The 22,357-nt window shown below is 42.2% G+C and carries 17 protein-coding genes; 9 read left to right on the plus strand and 8 right to left on the minus strand.

Features of this window, described 5'->3' with window-relative positions; translation table 11 throughout:
* The first annotated feature begins 109 nt into the window (after positions 1 to 109).
* The 3 genes from QWZ17_RS16910 to QWZ17_RS16920 all read left to right on the plus strand — a co-directional run bounded on the left by QWZ17_RS16910 (position 110) and on the right by QWZ17_RS16920 (position 3,746).
* Positions 110 to 1,147, plus strand: a complete 1,038-nt coding sequence (locus QWZ17_RS16910; protein WP_290306457.1) for a LacI family DNA-binding transcriptional regulator — start codon at positions 110 to 112, stop codon at positions 1,145 to 1,147.
* Positions 1,148 to 1,415: 268 nt separating this feature from the next.
* Complete coding sequence (locus tag QWZ17_RS16915; protein ID WP_290306458.1) at positions 1,416 to 2,723, plus strand: cytochrome ubiquinol oxidase subunit I; 1,308 nt, start codon at positions 1,416 to 1,418, stop codon at positions 2,721 to 2,723.
* 12 nt (positions 2,724 to 2,735) lie between these two features.
* Positions 2,736 to 3,746 carry a cytochrome d ubiquinol oxidase subunit II gene (locus QWZ17_RS16920; protein ID WP_290306460.1) on the plus strand — a complete coding sequence of 337 codons (1,011 nt, stop codon included), beginning with the start codon at positions 2,736 to 2,738 and terminating at the stop codon, positions 3,744 to 3,746.
* A gap of 141 nt (positions 3,747 to 3,887) precedes the next feature.
* Here QWZ17_RS16920 and QWZ17_RS16925 read toward each other — a convergent pair whose 3' ends face one another.
* A complete protein-coding gene (locus QWZ17_RS16925) occupies positions 3,888 to 5,549 on the minus strand; it encodes an alpha-L-rhamnosidase-related protein (RefSeq protein WP_290306462.1) in 1,662 nt (553 codons plus the stop codon).
* A 175-nt stretch (positions 5,550 to 5,724) separates the two neighbouring features.
* Between QWZ17_RS16925 and QWZ17_RS16930 the strand changes: the two genes are divergently transcribed.
* A complete protein-coding gene (locus QWZ17_RS16930) occupies positions 5,725 to 6,753 on the plus strand; it encodes a GntR family transcriptional regulator (protein WP_290306463.1) in 1,029 nt (342 codons plus the stop codon).
* Positions 6,754 to 6,922: 169 nt separating this feature from the next.
* Here the strand turns inward: QWZ17_RS16930 and QWZ17_RS16935 are convergent, their stop codons facing one another.
* The 3 genes from QWZ17_RS16935 to QWZ17_RS16945 all read right to left on the minus strand — a co-directional run bounded on the left by QWZ17_RS16935 (position 6,923) and on the right by QWZ17_RS16945 (position 11,257).
* Positions 6,923 to 8,278, minus strand: coding sequence for a 3-keto-disaccharide hydrolase (locus tag QWZ17_RS16935; protein ID WP_290306464.1), 1,356 nt, complete (start codon positions 8,276 to 8,278; stop codon positions 6,923 to 6,925).
* Positions 8,279 to 8,434: 156 nt separating this feature from the next.
* Entirely contained in the window at positions 8,435 to 9,766 is a 1,332-nt protein-coding gene (locus QWZ17_RS16940) for a Gfo/Idh/MocA family protein (protein WP_290306465.1), read from the minus strand.
* A gap of 459 nt (positions 9,767 to 10,225) precedes the next feature.
* On the minus strand, positions 10,226 to 11,257 hold the full coding sequence (locus QWZ17_RS16945; RefSeq protein ID WP_290306466.1) for an aldo/keto reductase: 1,032 nt from the start codon (positions 11,255 to 11,257) through the stop codon (positions 10,226 to 10,228).
* 251 nt (positions 11,258 to 11,508) lie between these two features.
* Here QWZ17_RS16945 and QWZ17_RS16950 point away from each other — a divergent pair, with 251 nt between their 5' ends.
* From QWZ17_RS16950 to QWZ17_RS16960, 3 genes are all read left to right on the plus strand, one after another.
* Positions 11,509 to 11,733: a CDGSH iron-sulfur domain-containing protein gene (locus QWZ17_RS16950; RefSeq protein ID WP_290306467.1), complete on the plus strand. Its 225-nt coding sequence runs from the start codon at positions 11,509 to 11,511 to the stop codon at positions 11,731 to 11,733.
* A gap of 92 nt (positions 11,734 to 11,825) precedes the next feature.
* Positions 11,826 to 12,617: a tRNA pseudouridine synthase A gene (locus QWZ17_RS16955; RefSeq protein ID WP_290306468.1), complete on the plus strand. Its 792-nt coding sequence runs from the start codon at positions 11,826 to 11,828 to the stop codon at positions 12,615 to 12,617.
* A 109-nt stretch (positions 12,618 to 12,726) separates the two neighbouring features.
* A complete protein-coding gene (locus QWZ17_RS16960; RefSeq protein ID WP_353959505.1) occupies positions 12,727 to 14,022 on the plus strand; it encodes a DEAD/DEAH box helicase in 1,296 nt (431 codons plus the stop codon).
* Here the strand turns inward: QWZ17_RS16960 and QWZ17_RS16965 are convergent.
* Positions 14,019 to 14,243: a VF530 family protein gene (locus QWZ17_RS16965; RefSeq protein WP_290306469.1), complete on the minus strand. Its 225-nt coding sequence runs from the start codon at positions 14,241 to 14,243 to the stop codon at positions 14,019 to 14,021. The two genes, QWZ17_RS16960 and QWZ17_RS16965, sit on opposite strands and share 4 nt — an antisense overlap.
* 756 nt (positions 14,244 to 14,999) lie before the next feature.
* Here QWZ17_RS16965 and QWZ17_RS16970 point away from each other — a divergent pair.
* Positions 15,000 to 19,298: a hybrid sensor histidine kinase/response regulator gene (locus QWZ17_RS16970; RefSeq protein WP_290306470.1), complete on the plus strand. Its 4,299-nt coding sequence runs from the start codon at positions 15,000 to 15,002 to the stop codon at positions 19,296 to 19,298.
* Between the two features lie 2 nt (positions 19,299 to 19,300).
* Here the strand turns inward: QWZ17_RS16970 and QWZ17_RS16975 are convergent, their stop codons facing one another.
* Both QWZ17_RS16975 and QWZ17_RS16980 read right to left on the minus strand, forming a co-directional pair.
* Positions 19,301 to 19,732, minus strand: coding sequence for a hypothetical protein (locus QWZ17_RS16975; RefSeq protein WP_290306471.1), 432 nt, complete (start codon positions 19,730 to 19,732; stop codon positions 19,301 to 19,303).
* A gap of 22 nt (positions 19,733 to 19,754) precedes the next feature.
* Positions 19,755 to 20,408: a YceH family protein gene (locus QWZ17_RS16980; RefSeq protein WP_290306472.1), complete on the minus strand. Its 654-nt coding sequence runs from the start codon at positions 20,406 to 20,408 to the stop codon at positions 19,755 to 19,757.
* Positions 20,409 to 20,754: 346 nt separating this feature from the next.
* Between QWZ17_RS16980 and QWZ17_RS16985 the strand changes: the two genes are divergently transcribed.
* The gene (locus QWZ17_RS16985) at positions 20,755 to 21,573 is read left to right on the plus strand and encodes an MBL fold metallo-hydrolase (protein WP_290306473.1); all 819 of its coding nucleotides are present in this window, start codon (positions 20,755 to 20,757) and stop codon (positions 21,571 to 21,573) included.
* On the opposite strand, the gene QWZ17_RS16990 is transcribed toward QWZ17_RS16985, so the two are convergent.
* Complete coding sequence (locus tag QWZ17_RS16990) at positions 21,570 to 22,346, minus strand: M90 family metallopeptidase (RefSeq protein WP_290306474.1); 777 nt, start codon at positions 22,344 to 22,346, stop codon at positions 21,570 to 21,572. The two genes, QWZ17_RS16985 and QWZ17_RS16990, sit on opposite strands and share 4 nt — an antisense overlap.
* Positions 22,347 to 22,357 lie beyond the last annotated feature (11 nt).

Here is a 22,357-nt window from a genome sequence, read left to right on the forward strand (position 1 = left end):
ATGAATACTAAAACAGGTTTACTTTTTGGTGATTAACTGCACGAAATTAAAGAAATATTTGAAATTGCAATCGATTGCGTAATTTTTTTTTTCCAACTTGCACTTTATAATGAAAAAGGGAAAACGTACCACCATTTATGACATTGCCGCCAAGCTGGGCATAACTGCTTCTTCGGTATCAAGGGCGCTGAATAACAGCAACCAGGTTAACGAAAAAACCAGGGAACTGATTATGAAAACCGCGGATGAGCTTAACTATAAGCGAAACATCCTGGCCTCAAACTTGCGCAAAGGGCATTCAAAAACCATTGGCGTGGTTGTACCACGTATAAACCAGAATTTTTTTGCCAACGTAATTGCCGGCATCGAAGAAGCCACTTATCAAAAGGGCTATAATTTGATCATCTGCCAATCGGGCGAATTGCATGATAAAGAGATTCAATGCGTAAACACGCTGATAAACCAGGATGTGGATTGTATTGTAATATCTGTATCTGCCGATGGTAATGACTATCAGCACCTGCAAAATGTGATTGATCATGGCATCCAGCTCATCCAGTTTGACCGCGTGGCCGAAGAGCTTGAAACTCTTAAGGTAATTAACGATAACGAACAGGCATCGTACGAAGCGGTATCGCACCTTATAGAAAGCGGCTACAAACGCATAGGACTATTGGAAGGCCCGCAAAACCTCAGCATTTTTAAACAGCGTAAAGTTGGCTATTTAAGAGCCTTAAAGGCTTACAATATTGATGTTATTGACGAACTGATTGTAGAAAATGCCTGGACAAAAGAGTTGGGTGCCGAAGGTACGCGCAAACTGCTCACCCTCCCGCAGCCTCCCGATGCCATATTTGCTTCCACATCAGATTTTTCGGCACTTGGTGTCTTAGAGGTTGCTAACGCGATGAAAATTAAGGTACCCGCTGAGTTGGGAATTTGCGGTTACGCAAATGAAGGGTTTTCGGAGATAACAAGCCCGTCAATTACCACTATAGATCAGTTTAGCATCTATATGGGGCAAACTGTGGCTAACTTATATTTCCAGGAAAAAGGCAATACCGATACGGTAACCAAGCCAAAAATCATCAGCATAAAACCGGAATTGATCATCAGGGGATCGACGGCGAAAAATGGAAAGTCATAAATAACGCATTGCCATTCTTTTTCAATCAAAATAATAAGCGGGCCACGAATTTTTGCCGGTATAAATGGCAAAAGTTCGTGGCCCGCTTTTTCTATTTATAATTAACGGCAAATGCTACTTGTTCTGATATCAATCGCTACAAAATTATCGGCACTAATACAACAAGTTACCGTATAAAAGCCGTAATTCATATTCAATATCAATTAACATTTCTGTTACATTTGTGCCATATAGCTTTTACCTTCAACCATAATTTTATATCACTACTATGGATGATTTTATTGCAGCAAGGTCGCAAATGGCCTTATCCTTAGGGTTTCACATCATCTACTCCTGCATTGGTATGGTAATGCCTGTTTTTATGGCTATATCGCACTATAAATGGATAAAAACCAAAAACCAGGTTTACAAAAACGTTACTATAGCATGGAGTAAAGGTGTAGCTATATTTTTTGCTACTGGCGCGGTATCCGGCACTATGCTTTCTTTTGAATTGGGTTTATTATGGCCCGGTTTTATGAAACACGCGGGGCCTATTTTTGGGATGCCATTTTCGTTAGAAGGTACAGCGTTTTTTATTGAGGCGATTGCGCTGGGATTTTTCCTTTACGGGTGGAATAAGCTGAACACCTGGTTCCATTGGTTTACCGGCGTTGTGGTGGGGCTAAGCGGTATAGCTTCGGGCATTTTGGTGGTATCAGCCAATTCGTGGATGAACAGCCCCTCGGGGTTTGATTATGTGAACGGTAAATACTTAAACATCAATCCACTTAAAGCCATGCTTAATGAAGCCTGGTTTTCCGAAGCGCTGCACATGACCATAGCCGCGTTTTCGGCCACGGGTTTCGCGGTGGCGGGGATTCACGCGCTGATGATCTACAGGAAACAAAATGTAGCCTTTCATACTAAATCATTCAAGATAGCCATTTTATTTGGCGCGGCAGCGGCCATTTTACAGCCGTTGAGCGGCGATATCTCGGCTAAAGGTGCTGCTAAACGGCAGCCGGCAAAACTTGCGGCTATGGAAGCTTATTTCCACACCCAGGAATACGCCCCGCTGGTGATTGGCGGCATACCTGATACCGCCGCTAAAAAAGTAAATTATGGTTTGGAAATTCCCGGTCTGCTAAGCTTTTTGGTGCATGACAATTTTAAAACTACAGTAAATGGATTAGATAAGATTCCGGTTAAAGATCAGCCACCTGTTGCCGTAACACATTATGCTTTCCAAATTATGGTAGGGATTGGAACAATGATGATGTTCATCGGCATCCTTTATTTTATCGCCCTTTGGAAAAAGAAAGAATGGCTTACCAAAGCATGGTTCTTAAAGCTATTTATCATAGCTACCCCTACCGGTTTTATAGCTTTAGAGGCCGGTTGGACAGTAACCGAAGTAGGCCGGCAACCCTGGATTATACAGGGAATTATGCGTACCAGCGATGCCGTAACTAAAATGCCAGGTATTCAATATACCTTTTACCTGTTTACGTTTATTTACTTCACCCTAAGCGTGTTTGTTATTTTCCTGCTGAAAAGACAAATTCAAATGGTACCAGAATTATACGACCGTTAACCCGCAGATATTATGTTATACATTGTTATCCTATTTCTATTTGCCTCCATCACCCTTTACTTTTTATTGGGTGGTGCCGATTTTGGTGCGGGAATCATCGAGCTTTTCACATCAACCGATAATAAGCACCGCACCCGTAAAACCATGTACCAGGCCATCGGCCCCATATGGGAGGCTAACCACATGTGGCTTATTATAACCGTGGTGATCTTGTTTGTTGGTTTCCCGGATATATACAGCGAAATGTGTACTTACCTGCATATCCCACTGTTAATCTTGCTGTTAGGCATCATCGCCCGTGGCACAGCCTTTACGTTTCGTAATTACGATGCTATCAAAGGCGAAAGAACACAAAATCTTTATAATCACCTGTTTATATACTCCAGCTTTGTTACGCCGATGTTTCTGGGCATTATAGCAGGCAGCGCGTTATCGGGCCAGATTGATCCTACTGCCAAAGATTTTGCCCACGCTTATGTTTTTAGCTGGTTCAACTGGTTTTCTGTAGCGGTAGGCCTTTTCACCGTAGCCTTATGCGGATTTTTAGCGGCTATTTATATTGTAGGCGAAACCGATGATGTAAACGATATTAAGCGTTATATTAAAAAGGCAAAAGTATCTAATATAGCTGCTGTAATATGCGGAGGATTAGTTTTTATCGCGTCAGAAATTGAACATGTGGGCTTATCACATTGGATTTTCGGGAATGCCATAAGCCTGGTGGCTGTGATAGCGGCTACACTATCATTGATACTGCTATGGTTCATTATATCCGAAAAGCGGAACCGCCAATGGATCAGGCTTCTTGCTGCTTTCCAGGTGAGCATGATCCTAATTTCGGTTGGTGCCACCCGTTTCCCAAGGTTTGTGATCTTCAAAGGCGGAGGATCGATGTCGCTTTTGGCTGATCACGCTACCAGCAATACTATCAACGATTTAGGTATCGGTTTATTGGTAGGTAGTTTGTTTATTTTGCCTGCACTGGGATATTTATACTATAGCTTTAGGTGGAAAGACCGTTAGAATGTCTGAACCGGAATTAAGCAGATTTTCCGGATTAAAAGGATTTTTTAACATAAGTGTAAACTTTTTCCAGGACGAGACATAAGTCAAAATCCTGTTAATCCGTTAATCCCATTAATCCCGGTTCAGACGAATCAAACATTACTGCTGAAAAATCTCCGGGTATTTCCTGATAAAATAAACCGGGGTACAGCTCCAGGCGTGGCAGTAGCTATTTACCGGGTAAAAGTTATAAGGCGATTTAAATTCGTCGTTAGGATCATAAACCTCCCAAAAAGTATCTGCTCCTTTTTTGATCATCCCGCCCCAGTAAGTAGTTAATGCTTCTTTTGCTTCGGTTTTTAATCCGCTCTCTATCAATGCCGCCTCGTAATAATGGAACATATAAGGAGCTCCGGGATGTACGGCAGTAGCTAAACCGGTTAAGCCTTTTAAAGCTCTTTGCGCCTCTGCTTTTGATGCCACGCCGCTTAACGTCATCCAGGCTTGCGCACCGTATGATACCTGCTTATCTACCCCACTCACAAAAAAGCCCGACTTTTTATCATACAAATTTTTATGCGCTGCATCTTTCAGTTTTTTAGCCAGCGCCGGGATATCCGCCACTTCACTTTCCTTACCCAACAGTTTGGCTAAAGCGTAGGTTTGGTTTAGCGCGTATACACTTAAGCCCTGCAAAACAGCCTGTTTATCCAAATCGTTCTTCCAGTCAAAAAACACCCACCATTCTTTGCCTGCTTTCACATAATCCATCATGCCATCATCACCGGCGTATTTCCTGATCATATCCAGCTGTTTTTTGGCCACGGGCCAAAGGTCATTACCTACTTGTTTATCACCGGTGGCTGCCACATATTCCTTAAGCGCCACATTGTACAGGAAACAATAATCTAACAAACGATTTCCTTTTTGGGCATGAGGCTCGGGCGCTTCAAACACGTTAGAAATAAGTACGCCATCCTCGGCAGATAAACCTGCTAACAAATAAAAACAACGTTTGGTAAGGTCATCATTTTTAAATGAATAAAGGTTTGCAAGCGATTCGAGGTAAAGATCACCTATCCACAACCTGCGGTCGCGTTTTGGGCCGTCTTCATAAACGGTTTGCATGCACTCTTTTAAAGTAGTAAGTCCTACCCTGTCAATATCCTTAATCATTTGCGAAGTTCCGGCCGATAAAGCGGCCGGCGTGGTGGTAACTGATGTAGTGGCTTTAAACTCGATATTGGAAATACCAAATTCAAAATATGGCGAAGAACCAAGCAGCTCTATTTTCACGTAACGACAAGCGAGGCGACGGGGGATAGTTATGGTAGATGGCGCTACCGTGACGGTAACAATTTCATCCTGTAACCAGGCCCTGCTTAAAGTGCCAGGGTATGGATCAAACGGCGTGGCTATTTCTGATGGCACTTCGCCAAATGTAAACTTCAGCCGTAAAGGGGCATCCATATCCCCTCTTCTGCCTTTAATGGTAAAGTTGAAATAGCCTGTCATGTGTTCACCAAAATCGGCAATAATACCACTGTTCTTTTTGCTGAAAGCGGAGTTATAAAGCTGATCGATACCACCCGCGTTTACAGCTTTCCATCCCTGGAAAGCGGCGGCATCTTTTTCTACAGTTACAACACTGATGGGTTGCTTTACAGTTTCGGTAAGCTTGGGTTTCAGGTCTTCGGCCTTTTTCAGCCAACCTTGCCGGTAGGCGGCATAAGGGTCCTGGGCTTTTACTTTTGCCGCGCCAAATACTATCGCGAAGCAAAAAAGCAAAATAAATTTAGTGCCTGGTTTGGTTAATTCCATTTGCGTTTTAATTTAAGTTAGGGGTGCTTTTGCCGACTTACAGATTAAGTCGACCAAAGAAATAATTGGTTCATGCAATATAAAAATATAGCACTGCCAAACCATCCTTAACTATCTTTTTAAATAAAAAATACAATTGCGGAATATTACATTTGTGAATAGCCAACTGTGAAGCGTGAAGAATTATCTTAAAATATTATCTATCGACGAGTATTCCATTACTCCCAAATACCTGCAGCTATCAAATGCCATTATCCGTGCAATTGAAAGCGGCGATATTGTTAAAGATGATATGTTGCCGTCTATCAACGACTTAAGTTTCGCGCTTGACACTTCACGCAATACTATAGAACGCGTTTATAAAGAATTGAAGGACAAAGGAATAGTAAGTTCAGTCCCGGGTAAAGGTTTTTTTATTTCCAACACAGATTTTCAGAAGCCGTTAAAGATTTTCCTGCTGTTCAATAAATTAAGCGCGCATAAAAAAATCATTTACGATGCCTTTGTGGCCACTATTGGCGAACTGGCCACCATCGATTTTTATATTTACAACAACGATTTTTATTTCTTTAAGAAGATCATAGCCGAGAGTTTTCAAAGCGATTACGCCAAGTACATCATCATCCCGCACTTTTTGGATAATGAAACCAAGGCTCATGAAATCATCAATACCATCCCCAAGGATAAACTTATCCTGCTGGATAACCTGGTGCCGGGTTTGATTGGTAAATTCGCTGCTATTTATGAAAACTTCGCAACGGATGTTTACGAGGCATTAAAAAAGCTATTAGATAAACTGACCAAGTATCATACCCTTAAACTGGTGTTCCCCGGTAAAACCTATCACTCTAAAGAAATCATGAAGGGTTTCCTGAACTTTTGCAGACAATATGCTTTTGATTACGAAGTGGTAGATTCATTATCTACAGAAACCATTCAAAAAGATACTGTATACATCAGCCTTACCGAAGATGATTTAGTGGAATTGGTTAAAAAGATCATTGCTTCTGATTTTAAGGTAGCCAAGGATGTGGGTGTAATTTCCTATAATGAAACCGCCCTTAAAGAGATCATATTGGATGGCATTACCACCATATCAACGGATTTTAAACTGATGGGGAGCAAAACCGCGGAATTTGCATTGAGCAATTGCCATGAGCATTTCGCGGTGCCTTTTAATGTGATGTTGAGGAGTTCGATATAAGACAGCCCCCTCTAAGGAACTGTTTAATACCTTTCCTCAAAGCATTACAAAAAACGTCATTGCGAGGTACGAAGCAATCTCCAAACAATACAGGGCGAGCTTTGCAACTCCGATTTGCTTGCGTAGAGATTGCTTCGTACCTCGCAATGACGCTTTTTTAGTAGAACTTTTACTTCAGTTCCTTCACCTTTATGCTCCTGAAAAACACCTCGTTGCCATGATCCTGCAATAACAGGTGTCCTTGTGGTGCTTCGCCAAAGTTTTTCCAGATGGTGTATTTGCTAATGGCTACCAGGTCTTTAAAAGCTTGTGAGCCGCGCTCATATTCCAGTACTTTAACGCCGTTCAAATAATGCTCAACGTGATTGTTAGGATACACAATGATGCGGCCGATGTTCCATGCGCCTATGGGGTGTACAAAACGTTCCTGCTTGTTGGCCTTGATTAAATCATATAATGAGGCCAGCGTACGATCACCATCGCGACCTAATTTAGCATCGGGATGCAGTTTATCGTCCAAAACCTGGTATTCCAAGCCGATGGCTGAGCCTTTAGTTACTTCGCTAAGGGTAACAAAATATTTAACACCGCTATTGGCACCCGGTGTTAATTTAAACTCAAACGATAGATCAAAGGCGCTGTACATATCATCGGTCACAATGTCCCCACCTCCCGATTCTTCTTTACCTGCCGATGGCAACACATGCATCACACCGTTGTTATATTCCCAGCCATGATCGGGAAAGCCTTTTAAAGTAGCGCCACGCCAGCTGGCATTGGTTTTACCATCGTACAGTAACTTCCAGCCTGCCGCTTTTTCGGCTGCTGTAATCCTGTTAGGTTGCAGGTTAACCACGTATACATCCTTAGGAAATGCTTTTGGTTTTAAATTGGTAGTTTGCAGATTAAAGTTTTTAAAGTAAACCTTTTTACCAGCCTGTTTTTCATCGCTCACCGCGTGTACCTGCAGGCCTATGAATCCTTTGGCATCTATAGTATCTACCACATCGGCAGTTGGGATACCGTTTACCCAGGTTTTCATCTCGTGTCCAATACACTCAATCCTGATGTGGTTAAACTCCCCTACTTTAAACGCTTCTTTGGCTTTGGCGTTTAAATCCAGTGGGTACAGCCAATCCCGCCTGCCTTCGTCATAAATACCACCTGTCCATTTGCGTTCCGAAGGATCTATTTCAAACTGCCTGCCATACACCAAACCCTTACCATCATGACCGGCAGGGTTATAATGACTGCGCGTTTGCACCCCCGAATTACTCAACGGGCTTTCAATTTTAGCATCAAGCTCTAATATAAAATCGCCATATTCTTTTTCGGTAACCAAAAAGGTATTGCCTGAATTTAGTACGGTTGTGCCCACTATCTGGCCGTCCTCGACTTTATAATCGGCAGTACCGGCAAGGCGTTTCCAGCCTTTAAGGGTTTTGCCATCAAATATTTTTTCCTGGGCGTTGGCTATGGTTGCCGTTGATAGCAACAGGATTATTGGATAAATGTATTTTTTCATAATGATGTTTGTGTTATTTATAATCTATGTCATACCGAACTTGTTTCGGCACCTCACGCGCTAAGTTTACTCCTTGTTGGTTACCTGCCCTATGGGTTCCCGAAACAAGTTCGGGATGACTTTCTTTTCTTAGTTTTTAATAATGAAAACAGGTATCTACACCTTCACCTCCCAGCCCTTTTCATACTCCCTGCTCCAAAGCTTTTGAGCTTCGGGATCATTGAGGATGTGGCCGTTGGTTGGGTCGGTGTGTAAAACCCGGTCAACCCGATAAGATATATTGCCCAATTGTGGTAATAAGGTTGATTTAAAACCAATTTCTATCGGGCAGTTCAATGGTGCTATACCCCTAACACCATCAATAAAATTTTTCATGTGAAAACCGTCCAACGCTTCGGTTGGGCTTACTTTGTTGGTACCATCCACTTTGGTATCGTCTTTAATTTCCTTCACCAGTTTGTTATCGCCATCGTAAACCTGGTAACCGTTACCGCTGCCATAAAACAGGGTACCCTTATCACCATAAAACACAACGCCGCGACTAAGCTGCTCAATATTAAAACCGTTACTGCTGCGGCTTTCCCACTCGGCAGCGGTATTGTTGGGGAAATTGTATAGTATGTTTTGGGTGTCGGGCGTTTGCCAGTCGTCATTAAAATGGAAACGACCACCGGTTGAAACTACTTTGCTTGGGTAGTCAACATTTAGTCCCCAACGGATCACATCTAATTCATGCGTCCCGTTGTTCAGCGCTTCGCCTGTTCCCCAGTTCCAGAACCAGTGCCAGTTGTAGTGGATCAGGTTATCCTGGTAGGGCTTGCGTGGTGCAGGGCCTTGCCACAAATCGTAATTTAAATTAGCTGGTACTGGTACTTGTTTGCCGTGCCCAATACTCAGGCGATGATTGGTGTACCAGCCTTTGGCATAATAGGTACGACCGATAACGCCGTCATGCAACTCCTTCACCATGGCCTGCACGTTTGAAAACGACCTGCGCTGGCTCCCCATTTGCACCAAACGGTTATATTTTTTGGCGGCGGCTACAGCCATCTCGCCTTCATGCGGGTTATGGCTGCAGGGTTTTTCTACGTAAACGTGTTTGCCGGCCTGGCAGGCCATAATAGTAGCGGGCGCATGCCAATGATCGGGCGGGGCTACAACCACGGCGTCGATATCTTTTATCTCCAGCATTTTGCGGATATCGGTAATGCCTTTGGGGCGTTTGCCGGTTATTTTAAAGATTTCTTCAATGGTTTTATCAACTACTTTGGAGTCGACATCGCAAATGTAGCCTATCTCCACATTTGGAATTTTGGCATAGTTTTGGGCCAGGTACAAGCCCCGGCTATTAGTGCCCATAAAGCCCAACACCACTTTTTCATTAGGCGATCCACGGAAAAAGGATGCTCCCTTTGATACCTGCGAGGCAAGCAAGAAGCTTGTAGTAGCTACAGACGTAGTTTGAATGAACTTTCTACGGTTTATCATTACTCAAAAAAGGTTAGATGGTTTATAATCATTGCCCCGGCGGACAGGCGGGCAAATTAGCTAAGTTTTACAAAGCACCGAAACAAACGATGGATTATTTTCAACACGCTTTGTAATTAAGCTGTTACTTTGACATTATTAAGCATCCAAAAGACAAAAAAAAACAAGCCAGCAGTAAAACCGGGCTTGTTTAAATTTGATAGGGTTTAGGTGTGTCGGTCAGATATGGCTATCAACCGATTACACCGTAAAGATAAATGAAAATCAAGTGTTTAAACACCCGTGTTTTCACCCTAATATCATACGTAGTTTTACGTGAAGTTGTCTGAATCAGAATTTACAGGATTTGAGAATTTACAGAATGAAAATTGATCAGACAATACCTACATTGGAAGCGAATAATTAAATTATCTACCCCCTTTTGGGATTCTGTTAATTCTTAAATTCTGAAAATTCTGATCAATATTGTATCGGCAACGGCACCAGTTTGATATTTTGCCTTTGGTGCCAGTATGGATATATTGGTGGTACTTCGCTGGCAGCATCCAGTTTTTTAACCTGGTCTGTAGTCAGGTTCCATCCTACTGCATCAAGATTTTGTTTCAGCTGCTCCTCGTTACGGGCTCCTATAATAATGTTTGCCACGGTTGGCCTTTGCAGTAACCAGTTTAATGATACCTGTGCAACAGATTTACCGGTTTCTTCGGCAACTTCATCCAAGGCATCAACAATATTATACAGGTGTTCAAAATTGGTAGCCGGGCCATGTGAGCCACCTTGCACCGTTCTTGAATCCTTTGGTATAGGCTGCCCCCTGCGGAATTTCCCGCTTAATTGCCCGGATGCCAGCGGACTCCAAACAATGGTGCTCACCTTTTCTTCAATCCCCAAGGGCATCAATTCCCACTCAAACTCGCGGTTGAGCAATGAATAATAAGCTTGATGAGCAACATACCGGCTCCAGCCGTAACGCTCAGATACCGATAATGATTTCATGAGGTGCCAGCCAGAAAAGTTTGAACAGGCTATATAACGTACCTTACCGCTGGTTACCAGGTCGTCAAGCGCCCTCAAGGTTTCCTGTATCGGTGTGGTAGCATCAAAACCGTGCATGTGGTAAATGTCAATATGATCTGTTTGCAAACGGCGAAGACTATCTTCGGCCTGTTTAACCAACTGAAAACGCGATGAACCGTAATCATTAATGCCATCGCCCATAGTAAAGGTAGCTTTGGTGCTGATTAATACATCGTTTCGCAAGCCTTCAAGCGCTTTGCCTAATATCGTTTCAGAAATTCCTCTTGAATACACATTGGCCGTATCAAAAAAGTTAACTCCTGCATCCAAACACAGGTTTACCAGTTTTTTGGCTTCATCAACCTGTGTATTACCCCAGGCTTTAAAAAACTCGTTACCGCCGCCAAAGGTGGCTGTTCCAAAACTTAATACGGGTACACGTAGTCCCGATGCTCCTAATTGTCTGTATTCCATTGTGGTATTTGTTTTTAAGCATAAAGCTCAGGGCCTAAGGCTAAAAGCTTTAGCTGGTTTTGTTGCAAGCTTAGTATTGCACTAATAACAAAGCTAAAATTTATGTTTTTGAGGGATGGATTTTACGCATCATTAGTTTGTCATTTATCCCGATAATGAGGCAGCCGCCCTGCAATCAGGAACCCTTCTAAATAGCAAATAGAAACTTTAAAGGCCGGGCGGTTGGTTAACTTTGGGCAAAATTTTAATATATGGCATCAACTAAACTTACTATCAATAACAACGGCTCGGTAAAAATTGAGGGCGACTTTGAAATTGTAGATATGCAAGGCAATAACTATGGCTTACAAGGCAGAACTGTTGTTTCTGTTTGCCGTTGCGGTTTATCGGCAAATAAACCATTTTGCGATGGTTCGCACAAAGGTCACTTTGAACACAATGCAATAGCATTTGACTTGCCTCCTAAAAAAGTATAACTCCATTTTTAAATAGAATTTTAAGGCCTGCTGTTTACCAATAGCAGGCTTTTAATTTATTATAACTTTGCCGGGGCTTTATAAAATAAAGGATGCGTTACTTCTTCCACATTGGTTACCATGGTACAAACTACAGCGGCTGGCAAAAGCATACCGGTACCGTAACTGTACAGGATGTTTTTGAAACTGTTTTAACTAAAATACTGCACGTACCCGTTACTGTTAACGGCTGTGGCCGTACCGATGCCCATGTACACGCCAGTCAATACTTTTTCCATGTGGATATCGCGCAGGAATGGGATTTTGATCTTTTTTTCAGGCTCAACAAATCGTTGCCCAATGATATTGCGGTGTTTGAAATTATACCGATGCAAGGCTATCCGCACGCTCGTTTTGACGCCGTGCAACGCTCTTATGATTATTACATCCATACCTATAAAGACCCGTTTTTAAGCAATTACAGTGCGCTTTACCGTGAGCCGGATCTGGATATCGACCTGATGCGAAAAGCGGTAGCCCTGCTCCCACTTTATAATGACTACCGTTGTTTTTGTAAAATGCCAAGCAGAATAGATACTACCATTTGCAACGTAAGCGATGCCGAATTATTTATTGATAACACAGGCGATAGGTTACGGTTCAGTATTTCGGCTAATCGCTTTTTGGGTAAAATGATCAGGATTATTGTTGGCCGCTTAATGGAAATTGGGCAGGGCAAAATGAGCGTGGATGAATTTGAGGGCTATTTGATCAGCAAACAAACACCTAAAATTATCATACCCGCGCATCCACAGGGGCTTTATCTATCAAAAGTTACCTACCCTTATCTTGACTTGCCTCCCCGCTCCGCTTTTATGAAATACATTGATGCCGACTGGCAATAAAGCGATTGAAAACGTTGTTTTTTTGTCTTGGCTCTTGATTCTTGGCTCTTGACTCTTATGAAAAATATTTTCAGTAATTTCGCGCTTTAAATAATTAATACTCGTCCTGATGGTGTGGTTTGAAAAATTAAAGCTGAATAAGCAGTTGGTTAGATCGGTAAATGAACTTGGCTTTACAAACCCTAAGGAATTACAACTAAAAACTTTAAGCCGGATAGCCGGCGGGCAGGATTTGATTGCCATTGGTCACGAAGGCAGCGGCAAAACCACCACTTACGTTTTGGCGGTATTAAACCGGTTTAATTACGCGCCCGAAGGCGTTCCACGAGTATTGATCCTGGTACCTGAAAAAGACGATGTATTGGGTGTTATAGAACATTTTGATCGGCTTAACAAAAACAAATCCATTAAAATAGTTGGCTTGTACGTTGCACCGGGCATTGAAGCCCAGATGGACGCGCTTGCCGATGGTGCCGATATTGTGGTAGCCACTCCCGACAGGGCAAGGGCCATTTATTTAAAACTGGCACTTAACCTTAACAAGGTTGATATGTTTGTAGTTGATGATGCCGACCGTATGGTTCAAAAAGGCATGCAACTACCGGTGGTTGAGCTGGCAAACAGCATTGGCAAAAGTCAGAAACTGGTATTTACCGAAGTGATGCACAGCAAGCTTGAAAAAATGCTTGATCCCTTTATGGGCGATGCCGCCGTTGTAGAGGTTGAGGCCTTGAGCGAACAGCCTTTAGAATTGCACCCGCAGTTGTTATATAACGTTCCTAACTTCGGCACCAAATTAAACCTGCTGAATTTATTTTTATATGACGAGGAGGTATTTACCAAAACTGTAGTGTTTGTAAATACCCGCGCCACTGCCGATAAAGTTTACAAAAGCCTGCAAGGCCGTTTACGTAAAGCGGTAGCTTATTTAAATCCACAGTTTTTTGATAGCCCAGGCTTTAAAAGTGTGGAAGATTTCATGGCCGATGAAAAAGTGAGAGTATTGTTAGTTGCTGGCGAAAATGAGGAAACGCTTAATTTAGCGGGAATACCTTTTATTATTCACTTTGACCTACCTGCCGAAAAAGAAACTTTTATTGAGCGCGTAACCAACAACCAACCTGGTGAAGAAAGTGAAACCATGGCCCTTACTTTTGCTACCGACCTGGAACTGAGTACGGTTAAAAAAATTGAACAGGCCAGCGGCAAAAAAATAGCCATTGCCGAGTTGCCTGAAGAGCTGGTAATTGATAAAGATGTAAAAGCTAAAAAGGAAGCCCCCAAAGTTGATCCCGATGCACCTGTAGTCGGCGCGGCTTTCCATGAAAAAAAAGCGTCAAACTCAAAAACCTATAATTACAGCTCGGGCCAAAAGGCAAAAATGAATAACAAGCGCAAGCACTAATTCTTTTTGGTAAAATAATGCACATACATGTCCTCAACCTTTTTGCGGGCCCAGGGTGTTTTGCGCAAAAACTTCAGGCTCGATTGGATGCTTGGATTATCTAAAAAACAATTGATCCTTATCTGATAACCTAACTCGGCCCAGCCAAAACGCTCCACAAGCTCATTTAATATAGTTTCTAAAGTTTTACCGTGAAGTGGGTTATTTACCTGTTGCGACATATGCAAAGGTAGAAAAAAACAGGTTGCCTCACCTAAATGGCGACGTCTTGATCAGGGAAATCGCTTTTAAAACCCATCTATGCAATTTGGGGCTAAAGCCACCTTTATGTTTACTTTATTTAACCGTTGGCTGAAGCCAAAACGGCAATGAATTTTAAAAATAAGATTTGAAAGCTATTTTGAAAACTCATTGCCGTCCCATTTATGGGGCGGGTAAAAAGAAATAAGCAAGGTGGCTTTAGCCAAAACAAAATGAGCTATAAAATTCTAAAAGCGATTTCCCTGGAGTCTTGATTCAGCAATCGCTTTTGAAGATTTGCGAGGTAAAAGGTAGCTCCTACGGAGCAAAAAAAATAAAACATTTGTTCTACAAATAGGTAACCGCTATGCGGCAACTTTTCGTTTTATCAAATATTCGATGCCGCATAGCGGCTACCGGTTTGTAGAGATAAATGAACCAGACGAGATGCCGCATCGCGGCTACCTGTTGTATACTCATTGCAAGATATCTTCTTGTATGAAAATGTTAAATGGGATTTCCCTGGGTATTGACGACTACCAAAATAAAAACTTCAAAACCAGGGACAGAGTCCCATCAACCGTTAATTTAACTTTGCCGTAACCCTAACTAATTTTAAGCATCTCTCGTTTAAGTAAGTATACCAATCTGAGCCAGATAAATAGTATATTCCGTTCATGTTGCATTTTTTATAGCCAGAGTACCGCAAACTAATCCTAATAATCCGTCAACCATCCATGAGGGGCTTAAAGTTATACCTGATATTATTTTTACAAGCTATTTCGATACGCGCTTTTGCCCAGGAACAGCCTCTTCATTTTCAGCACATCGGCAGTAAGGAAAACCTGTCCGAGCTAAATATCAATTCCATGATCCAGGGTAGCCGCGGCTTTATCTGGGTGGGCACCCGAGATGGATTGAACCGTTACGATGGCGATAAATTCAGGATTTTCAGGAATGACGTTAACGATCCAACCAGCATCAGTAACAACTACATAAATCACCTTGTTGAAGATAAAAGCGGCAACTTATGGATAGCCACAAGCGGCGGCATTAACAAATTTGACAGGAATACCAGTCGTTTTACCCATTTTTTACACAGCGATAAAATAGCTAACTCACTTGCCAGCAACTTTACCGTAAATGTGGCCTTAGATAAAAACGGCAATTTATGGATAGCAACTTTGAAAGATGGCGTGGACGAGTTTGTTATCAGTCAGCATAAATTTATCCATTATAAAAACAATAAAGAACAACCAAACAGCCTGAGCGACGATAACGCGCGGGTTACCTATGTTGATAGCAAAGGCAATGTGTGGATAGGTACCGCTTATGGCGGGTTAAACTTATTCAACCCAAAAAACAAAAGTTTTGCATCGTTTAAACATGATGAAAAAGATAGTGGTACCATATCGGCGGATAAAATAAGCTGCGTTTTTGAGGATAGCAGCAACCGGCTATGGGTTGGCACAAGCGATGGTTTAAATTTGTATAACGCCGGCACATCAACCTTTAAACATTTTAAAAACGATCCCAAAAACAGCAATTCATTAACCTACAACAGTGTGCAGTGTATTGCCGAAGACAGCAACCATAAACTTTGGATAGGAACCGAAAACGGAGGTTTAAGCATATTTGACTACGCTACAAACAATTTCAGTAATCACTTACAGGATGAAGTTGACAACAGTAGTATTTCCAGTAATTCTGTAGATGTTATTTTGCGCGATGGTATGGGTAATATGTGGCTAAGCGGCTTTGCATCGGGCATTAACCTGTATAAAAAGGTTAAAGATAGCTTTACCCATTACAACCACAGTTCGTTATCAAACAGTTTGTCTAACAACTTTGTACTAAGCATACTGGCTGATAAAAAAGACAACGTTTGGATTGGTACCGATGGCGGCGGCTTAAACCAGTTTAACCCTAAAACCGGCAGTTTTAAAGCCTATAAACACACTGAGGCAGATAAAGCATCTATTACGGGAAACTATGTTTTGGCGCTCAAAGACGATGGCCAGAATAATTTGTGGATAGGCACCTGGGGCGATGGCGTAAGCGTAATGGACCTGCAAAGCCATCATTTTAAATCGTACCGTAATAAACCGAATGATTCGACCAGTTTAAGCGGTAATAATGTTTACGCTATAACTATTACGCCCGATAAAAAGGTTTGGATTGGTACGCTTGGCCAGGGCCTAAATTTGTTTAACCCTAAAACAAACAACTTTACCCGCTACAGGCACAACGCCAATAACCCCAATAGCGTTGGCAGCGATAATATTAACTCGCTTTTAAGTGACTCAAAAGGAAACCTGTGGGTAGGAACCAATGATGGTAGCATTGATTTATACCGGCCGGAAACAAACGATTTTAAAATATATAAATACGATGCTTCAAAAAATAGCATGGGCAATAATGCCGCCCTTGATCTTTTTGAAGACCATACAGGCCAGATATGGATTTGCACTTACGATGGTTTAACCCATTTTAATCCCAAAACCGAAAAATTTAATACCTATAAAGCAAAAGACGGATTGCCAAATGATTATACCTACGCGGTACGTGAGGACAGTAAGGGCAATTTGTGGGTGAGCACCAACAATGGCATTTCGAGGTTTAATCCGCAGACTAAAACCTTCAGAAACTTTACTGTTGAAGATGGTTTACAATCTGACGAGTTTAAACCCCACTCAGCCGCTATCGACCAAAACGGCACCCTATATTTTGGTGGCGTAAACGGCTTTAACATGTTCAACCCCGAAAAGGTAGCACAAACGGCTTATGATCCACCGCTTATCCTTACCGATTTTCAGATTTTTAACAAAACCGTTCCCGTAGCCTTAAATGAAAATGATCCCTCGCCTTTAAAGGAAGATATTTCCGAAACAAAATCGATCACCCTCACGCATGAGCAATCGGTAATTTCATTAACCTTTGTATCACTTGATTTTGCACTGGCCAACAAAAAAGAATATGCCTACCAGTTAGTAGGTTTTGATAAAAGCTGGAATTATGTAGGCAATAAAAACTCGGCAACGTACACTAACCTGCCGGCTGGCAACTACACATTTAAGGTAAAAAGCCGTAACAGCGATGGCAAATGGTCAATACATCAATTGAGTTTAAACCTGGTGATTTTACCGCCATTTTGGCTTACGTGGTGGTTTCTTACCTTAACCACGCTCATAATTTTCGCCATTGTTTATAGCTTATACCGGCTAAAGGTTAACAATATTGAAAAACAAAAACGCCTGCTGGAAGAACAGGTATCTGAACGTACCGCCGAGGTTTTATCTCAATCGCAGGAACTAAAAAAGCAATCTGAGAATCTGCAGGAATTAAACTCCGAATTGCAGGCGCAATCAGAAGAATTGCAAGCACTTAATGAGGAGTTATTAGCTCAGTCGGAAGAACTGGAAGTGCACATGACGCATGAAAAAGAGGCGCGCGAAGAAGCAGATAAGGCCAATCAGGCTAAAAGTATTTTCCTGGCAACCATGAGTCACGAAATACGCACGCCCATGAATGGCGTAATAGGCATGGCATCCCTTTTAGGTGAAACTGAACTGGATAAGGAGCAGCGCGAGTACACCGATACCATTATCACCTGCGGCGATAGTTTGGTAAACGTAATCAATGATATACTCGATTTCTCCAAGATCGAATCGGGCAAGATGGATTTAGAGGACGAGGATTTTGATCTGCGCCATTGTATTGAAGAAGTACTTGATCTGTTTTCGCCCAGGGCATCAGAAAAAGGATTGGAGTTGGTTTACCAGATTGATCCTGCCCTGCCCCACCAGGTTATTGGCGATAGTTTACGTCTTAAACAGGTAATCACCAATTTAACGGGTAATGCTCTTAAATTCACGCAGAAAGGCGAGGTGTTTATAAAAGTATTCTTGTCAAAAGCACTTAGTGATACCGAAATTGAGATAGGCTTTAGCGTGATGGATACCGGCATAGGCATTCCCGAAGAAAAGCTATCCAACCTTTTTAGCGCTTTTTGGCAGGCCGATTCATCAACCACCCGTAAATATGGAGGTACCGGACTGGGTTTAGTGATTAGCCAGCGCCTGGTAAACCTGATGGGGGGCGATATTTGGGTAGAGAGCGTATATAATGAAGGTTCGGTATTTGTGTTTACCGTTAAAGTTGGTATTAGTCAAAAACAATCTAAATACGTGCCGGTAGTATTTAATCCCGCCGATTTAGAAGGTAAAAAAGTGCTAATTGTAGATGACAATCAAACCAATCGTTTTATACTTAAAACACAGTTAGAGCAATGGGGATTAATCACTTCAACAGCATCCTCGGCGAATGAAGGGCTCCAACTTTTGTCTGGCGATGACCATTACAACCTCGTGGTCACCGATATGGAAATGCCGGATATGGACGGTATTAGTTTTGCCACGGCCATCAAGGCTAATCATGCGTCGTTGCCGATTATCATGTTAAGTTCTATTGGTGATAGTTCCAAAACCAAATACCCGGGCTTATTTTCGGCGATTTTAACCAAGCCGGTTAAACAAAATCAATTGGGCAAAAGCATACAGACCGAATTAAAAGGGCAGCAAAGTACGCCTGTTATTGAAGAAAGTAAACCTACAAAACTGCTGGAAAACAGTTTTGCAAAAGACCATCCGTTAAACATTCTTGTCGCCGAAGATAACCTGGTAAATCAAAAACTAATTAGTAGGATGCTAAGCAAACTTGGCTACGATTTTGCCATGGCCGAGACCGGGTTTGAGGTATTGCAAAAAATGAAAGAACAAGATTTTAATGTAATATTAATGGACGTGCAGATGCCAGAAATGGACGGCTTTGAAACAACCCGATCTATCCGCGACAGCGACCGTAAAGTGCAACCGTTTATCATAGCCATGACGGCCAATGCGGGACCGGACGACCGAGACCTATGTATTACCGAGGGTATGGACGATTACATAGCCAAACCTATGAAAGCCGAAGGATTAATTACCGTTTTGAAAGCAGCGCACAAGATGATGACGCTGGTGATGAAGAAAAAGTAGGGTTACCAATTAAAGTCGCCATTGTACCCGCTGGTAAATTTCAAGTCCCGGATCTTGCGGTTTTTTTGGTTGAGAATATCTAAATGCCATACAGCACCAAAATCAGACCATGGATCAACTAATAACTCAATTTCATAAGGCGATATTAATCTAACTTTTTCAATTCCAACAATCTCCTTATTTTGAATCAGGTACAATTCTTTATTTTTTAAGCCAACTAAGGCATATTCTCCACCAACAAAATACCAGTCATTATCAGGACCAATTAAGCCACACGAAGGATCGCCATAAAAATCGCCAACAAAAACCTCTTCATAAGTTATTTTGTTGAAAAGCCACGCACCTTCAAAAACATATCCCAAAACAAAAACGTTGGTTTCATGCAACGTTTTAAAGTTAGGATCGGTTATGATATTTGGTTTTAAAACATCCATCAATTGCAGTTTTTAGGCAACCCTACCCCATCAATTCTTTCATCAGCTTATCAAAAGCTTCCTTCATTTCGGCCAGGTCCTGTTCCAGTTTGGTAACGCGGGTTTCAAGGCCACTTGATGGGCGGCCGGTTGTTTCTTCCATATCGTCATCATCATTTATTTCCGGGGTGCCGGCCAATAAATGCGCATAACGTTGCTCCTTTTGGCCAGGGCGTTTGGGCAATTGTACAATGTAAGGCATTTCAGGGTCAGCTAATTTTTCCAGCATTTCCTGTACCTCTTCTATCGATTCAAACTCATACAACCTGCCCGAGTTGGTATTTAACTCACCCGGTGTTTGCGGTCCGCGTAGTATCAACAAGCAAATCAAAGCCACCTCTGCCGGAATCACCGGGAAAACAATGGCAAAGTTGTGCTTATATTTAATATTACGGATTGATCCACCGGTTGCAGTAGATATCAGTCCGCGACGTTTTAAAGTGTTCAATGCTTCGGTTACAATTGCCTCATCATAATTAACCACCGGCTTGCGCGATGTTTTTTGGTTACAGGCGGCCGTTAAACCATTCAGGGTCATGGGGTAATAATCGGGCGTGGTTTTGCTTTTTTCCATCAGCGAGCCCAATACACGTAATTCGGCGGCATCAAGTACAGGTAAAGTTTGAGGTGAATCCATGGCTAAATATAAGCAGGTTTTTATAAGTGCAAAAAAATACGGATATTTTATACTTTTAACATATCGATAGCTTTCTACAAGCGACTATCTTACATATTACAGAGCGGTTAAATAAACCCCTTCCTCCTCCTTCCCCAAGGAAGGAATCGCACAAGCCCGCGCTTTTAAATGTTTCGAACACTCAAGCTTTCAAACCCATCGCTAAAAGTATCGGCTAAACTATAACACCTCGGTAAATATTATTGTCGCCAGGCGCTATATCTCCCATAAATCCGTTATTTTGCATTATTTAACAAACAATGAAGTTGGCTTTCTGCCTTCAGCGTTAAGCTTTCGGCTTTACACTATGTGTTTATATATTACATCACTAAATTCGGGGAGTAATGGCAACTGCTATTATATTGGGAACGATGAGGAGGCTATTTTAGTTGATGCAGGCATATCCTGCCGTGAAACTGAAAAACGCATGGCCCGGCTTGGCTTGCCTATGAGCAAGGTTAAGGCCATTTTTGTATCGCACGAACATGCTGATCATATCCGCGGTATCCCGGTGCTGGCTAAAAAATTCAACCTCCCGGTTTACATTACAAAAGGCACGCTCCTGAGTTTGGGGAGCATGATCGACCTCCAATATGTGCACTACCTTAAAGAATTTGAAACGATTACCATTGGCAGTTTACATATTACCTCGTTCCCCAAAGTGCATGACGCCGCCGAACCGCATAGTTTTATAGTGAGCTGCCGCGACGTGAAAGTTGGGATATTTACCGATCTGGGCGTAGTTTGCGATCAGCTGATCCGCCATTTCAGCCAATGCCATGCCGCGTTTTTAGAGGCTAATTACGATGAGGAAATGCTGGCGAACGGCGGTTATCCTTATCACCTTAAAAGGCGCATCAGCGGCGGTAAAGGTCACCTGAGCAATAAGGAAGCTTTAGGGCTGTTCCTAACGCACCGACCAGCCCATATGACGCATTTACTGCTTGCACACTTATCTAAAAACAATAACGCCCCACAATTGGTGGAAACCCTGTTTAAAAATTACGCCGATGGAGTGCACGTGGTGGTGGCCTCCAGGCATGAAGAAACACCGGTTTATTATATCGACGGTAATACCGGCAAACCTTTGGAAGTTTTAGGTCAGCTTGATTTGGGGTTTAATTAGTCCTTAGCCCTATCCTGCATAAATATGGTGCTTAGCATTTCGTATAGTTCCGGGTGTTTGTGCTTTAACTCATCTGGCTTCTGAAAAAAGTACTCGGCAACAACAGCAAAAAATTCCGCCTCATTGGTTACAGCGTAGGGATTAATATCTGACCGACCGGCTTCTATTTTATGAATTTCCTGGTGAATCATTTTTAACCAGGGTAATACATACTCATGAGCCAGCAGGTTTTCGGGCACGCCGTCTGTAGCACCATCGCTTTTATCTAACAGGTGTACAAATTCATGAATGGCAGTATTTTCTTTTCCGGCCGATTTGGAAAAACCTTTAATCAAAGCCGCGCGCGATAAAATCATCTGCCCATTCATATAACCAGTGCCTACCATGCCCAATATACTGCGGTTTTCGCCTTCAAACTGAAATTCGCCATCAAAAGTGTCCGGGTAAAGGATCACATTGGTAAGGTTTCGGTACTCCCAATCTTTAAAGCCGAAAATGGGAATCACCGCGCTTGATGCTATCATCACCCTATCGGCATCTTCAACCGCGGTTCCAACTCCTTCAATAGTGATGTTAGCCAAAAACACATTAACCTTTTGCTCAAATAGCAGCTTACCTGCATCGTCCAAATCCTTGTAAAATTGAATATGGGTATTCAACAGAAGTTTATAATCTACAGAAATTGCAGCATCAATATTCTTTGGTTTACTGCCCTTCAAAAAGAAATACGCTATTAACGCGAAGCCTACAAGGCCCAGGATTACATATGTCATTGCGTAAATAT

Source organism: Mucilaginibacter flavus (assembly GCF_030409315.1).
GTDB classification, from domain to species: Bacteria; Bacteroidota; Bacteroidia; order Sphingobacteriales; family Sphingobacteriaceae; genus Mucilaginibacter; species Mucilaginibacter flavus.

Excerpts from the sequence above, each read along its gene's own strand:
- QWZ17_RS16910 (WP_290306457.1), top strand. The coding sequence starts at position 110 with ATGAAAAAGGGAAAACGTACCACCATTTATGACATTGCCGCCAAGCTG.
- QWZ17_RS16915 (WP_290306458.1), top strand. The coding sequence starts at position 1,416 with ATGGATGATTTTATTGCAGCAAGGTCGCAAATGGCCTTATCCTTAGGG.
- QWZ17_RS16920 (WP_290306460.1), top strand. The coding sequence starts at position 2,736 with ATGTTATACATTGTTATCCTATTTCTATTTGCCTCCATCACCCTTTAC.
- QWZ17_RS16925 (WP_290306462.1), bottom strand. The coding sequence starts at position 5,549 with ATGGAATTAACCAAACCAGGCACTAAATTTATTTTGCTTTTTTGCTTC.
- QWZ17_RS16935 (WP_290306464.1), bottom strand. The coding sequence starts at position 8,278 with ATGAAAAAATACATTTATCCAATAATCCTGTTGCTATCAACGGCAACC.
- QWZ17_RS16940 (WP_290306465.1), bottom strand. The coding sequence starts at position 9,766 with ATGATAAACCGTAGAAAGTTCATTCAAACTACGTCTGTAGCTACTACA.
- QWZ17_RS16945 (WP_290306466.1), bottom strand. The coding sequence starts at position 11,257 with ATGGAATACAGACAATTAGGAGCATCGGGACTACGTGTACCCGTATTA.
- QWZ17_RS16950 (WP_290306467.1), top strand. The coding sequence starts at position 11,509 with ATGGCATCAACTAAACTTACTATCAATAACAACGGCTCGGTAAAAATT.
- QWZ17_RS16955 (WP_290306468.1), top strand. The coding sequence starts at position 11,826 with ATGCGTTACTTCTTCCACATTGGTTACCATGGTACAAACTACAGCGGC.
- QWZ17_RS16960 (WP_353959505.1), top strand. The coding sequence starts at position 12,727 with ATGGTGTGGTTTGAAAAATTAAAGCTGAATAAGCAGTTGGTTAGATCG.
- QWZ17_RS16965 (WP_290306469.1), bottom strand. The coding sequence starts at position 14,243 with ATGTCGCAACAGGTAAATAACCCACTTCACGGTAAAACTTTAGAAACT.
- QWZ17_RS16970 (WP_290306470.1), top strand. The coding sequence starts at position 15,000 with ATGAGGGGCTTAAAGTTATACCTGATATTATTTTTACAAGCTATTTCG.
- QWZ17_RS16975 (WP_290306471.1), bottom strand. The coding sequence starts at position 19,732 with ATGGATGTTTTAAAACCAAATATCATAACCGATCCTAACTTTAAAACG.
- QWZ17_RS16980 (WP_290306472.1), bottom strand. The coding sequence starts at position 20,408 with ATGGATTCACCTCAAACTTTACCTGTACTTGATGCCGCCGAATTACGT.
- QWZ17_RS16985 (WP_290306473.1), top strand. The coding sequence starts at position 20,755 with ATGTGTTTATATATTACATCACTAAATTCGGGGAGTAATGGCAACTGC.
- QWZ17_RS16990 (WP_290306474.1), bottom strand. The coding sequence starts at position 22,346 with ATGACATATGTAATCCTGGGCCTTGTAGGCTTCGCGTTAATAGCGTAT.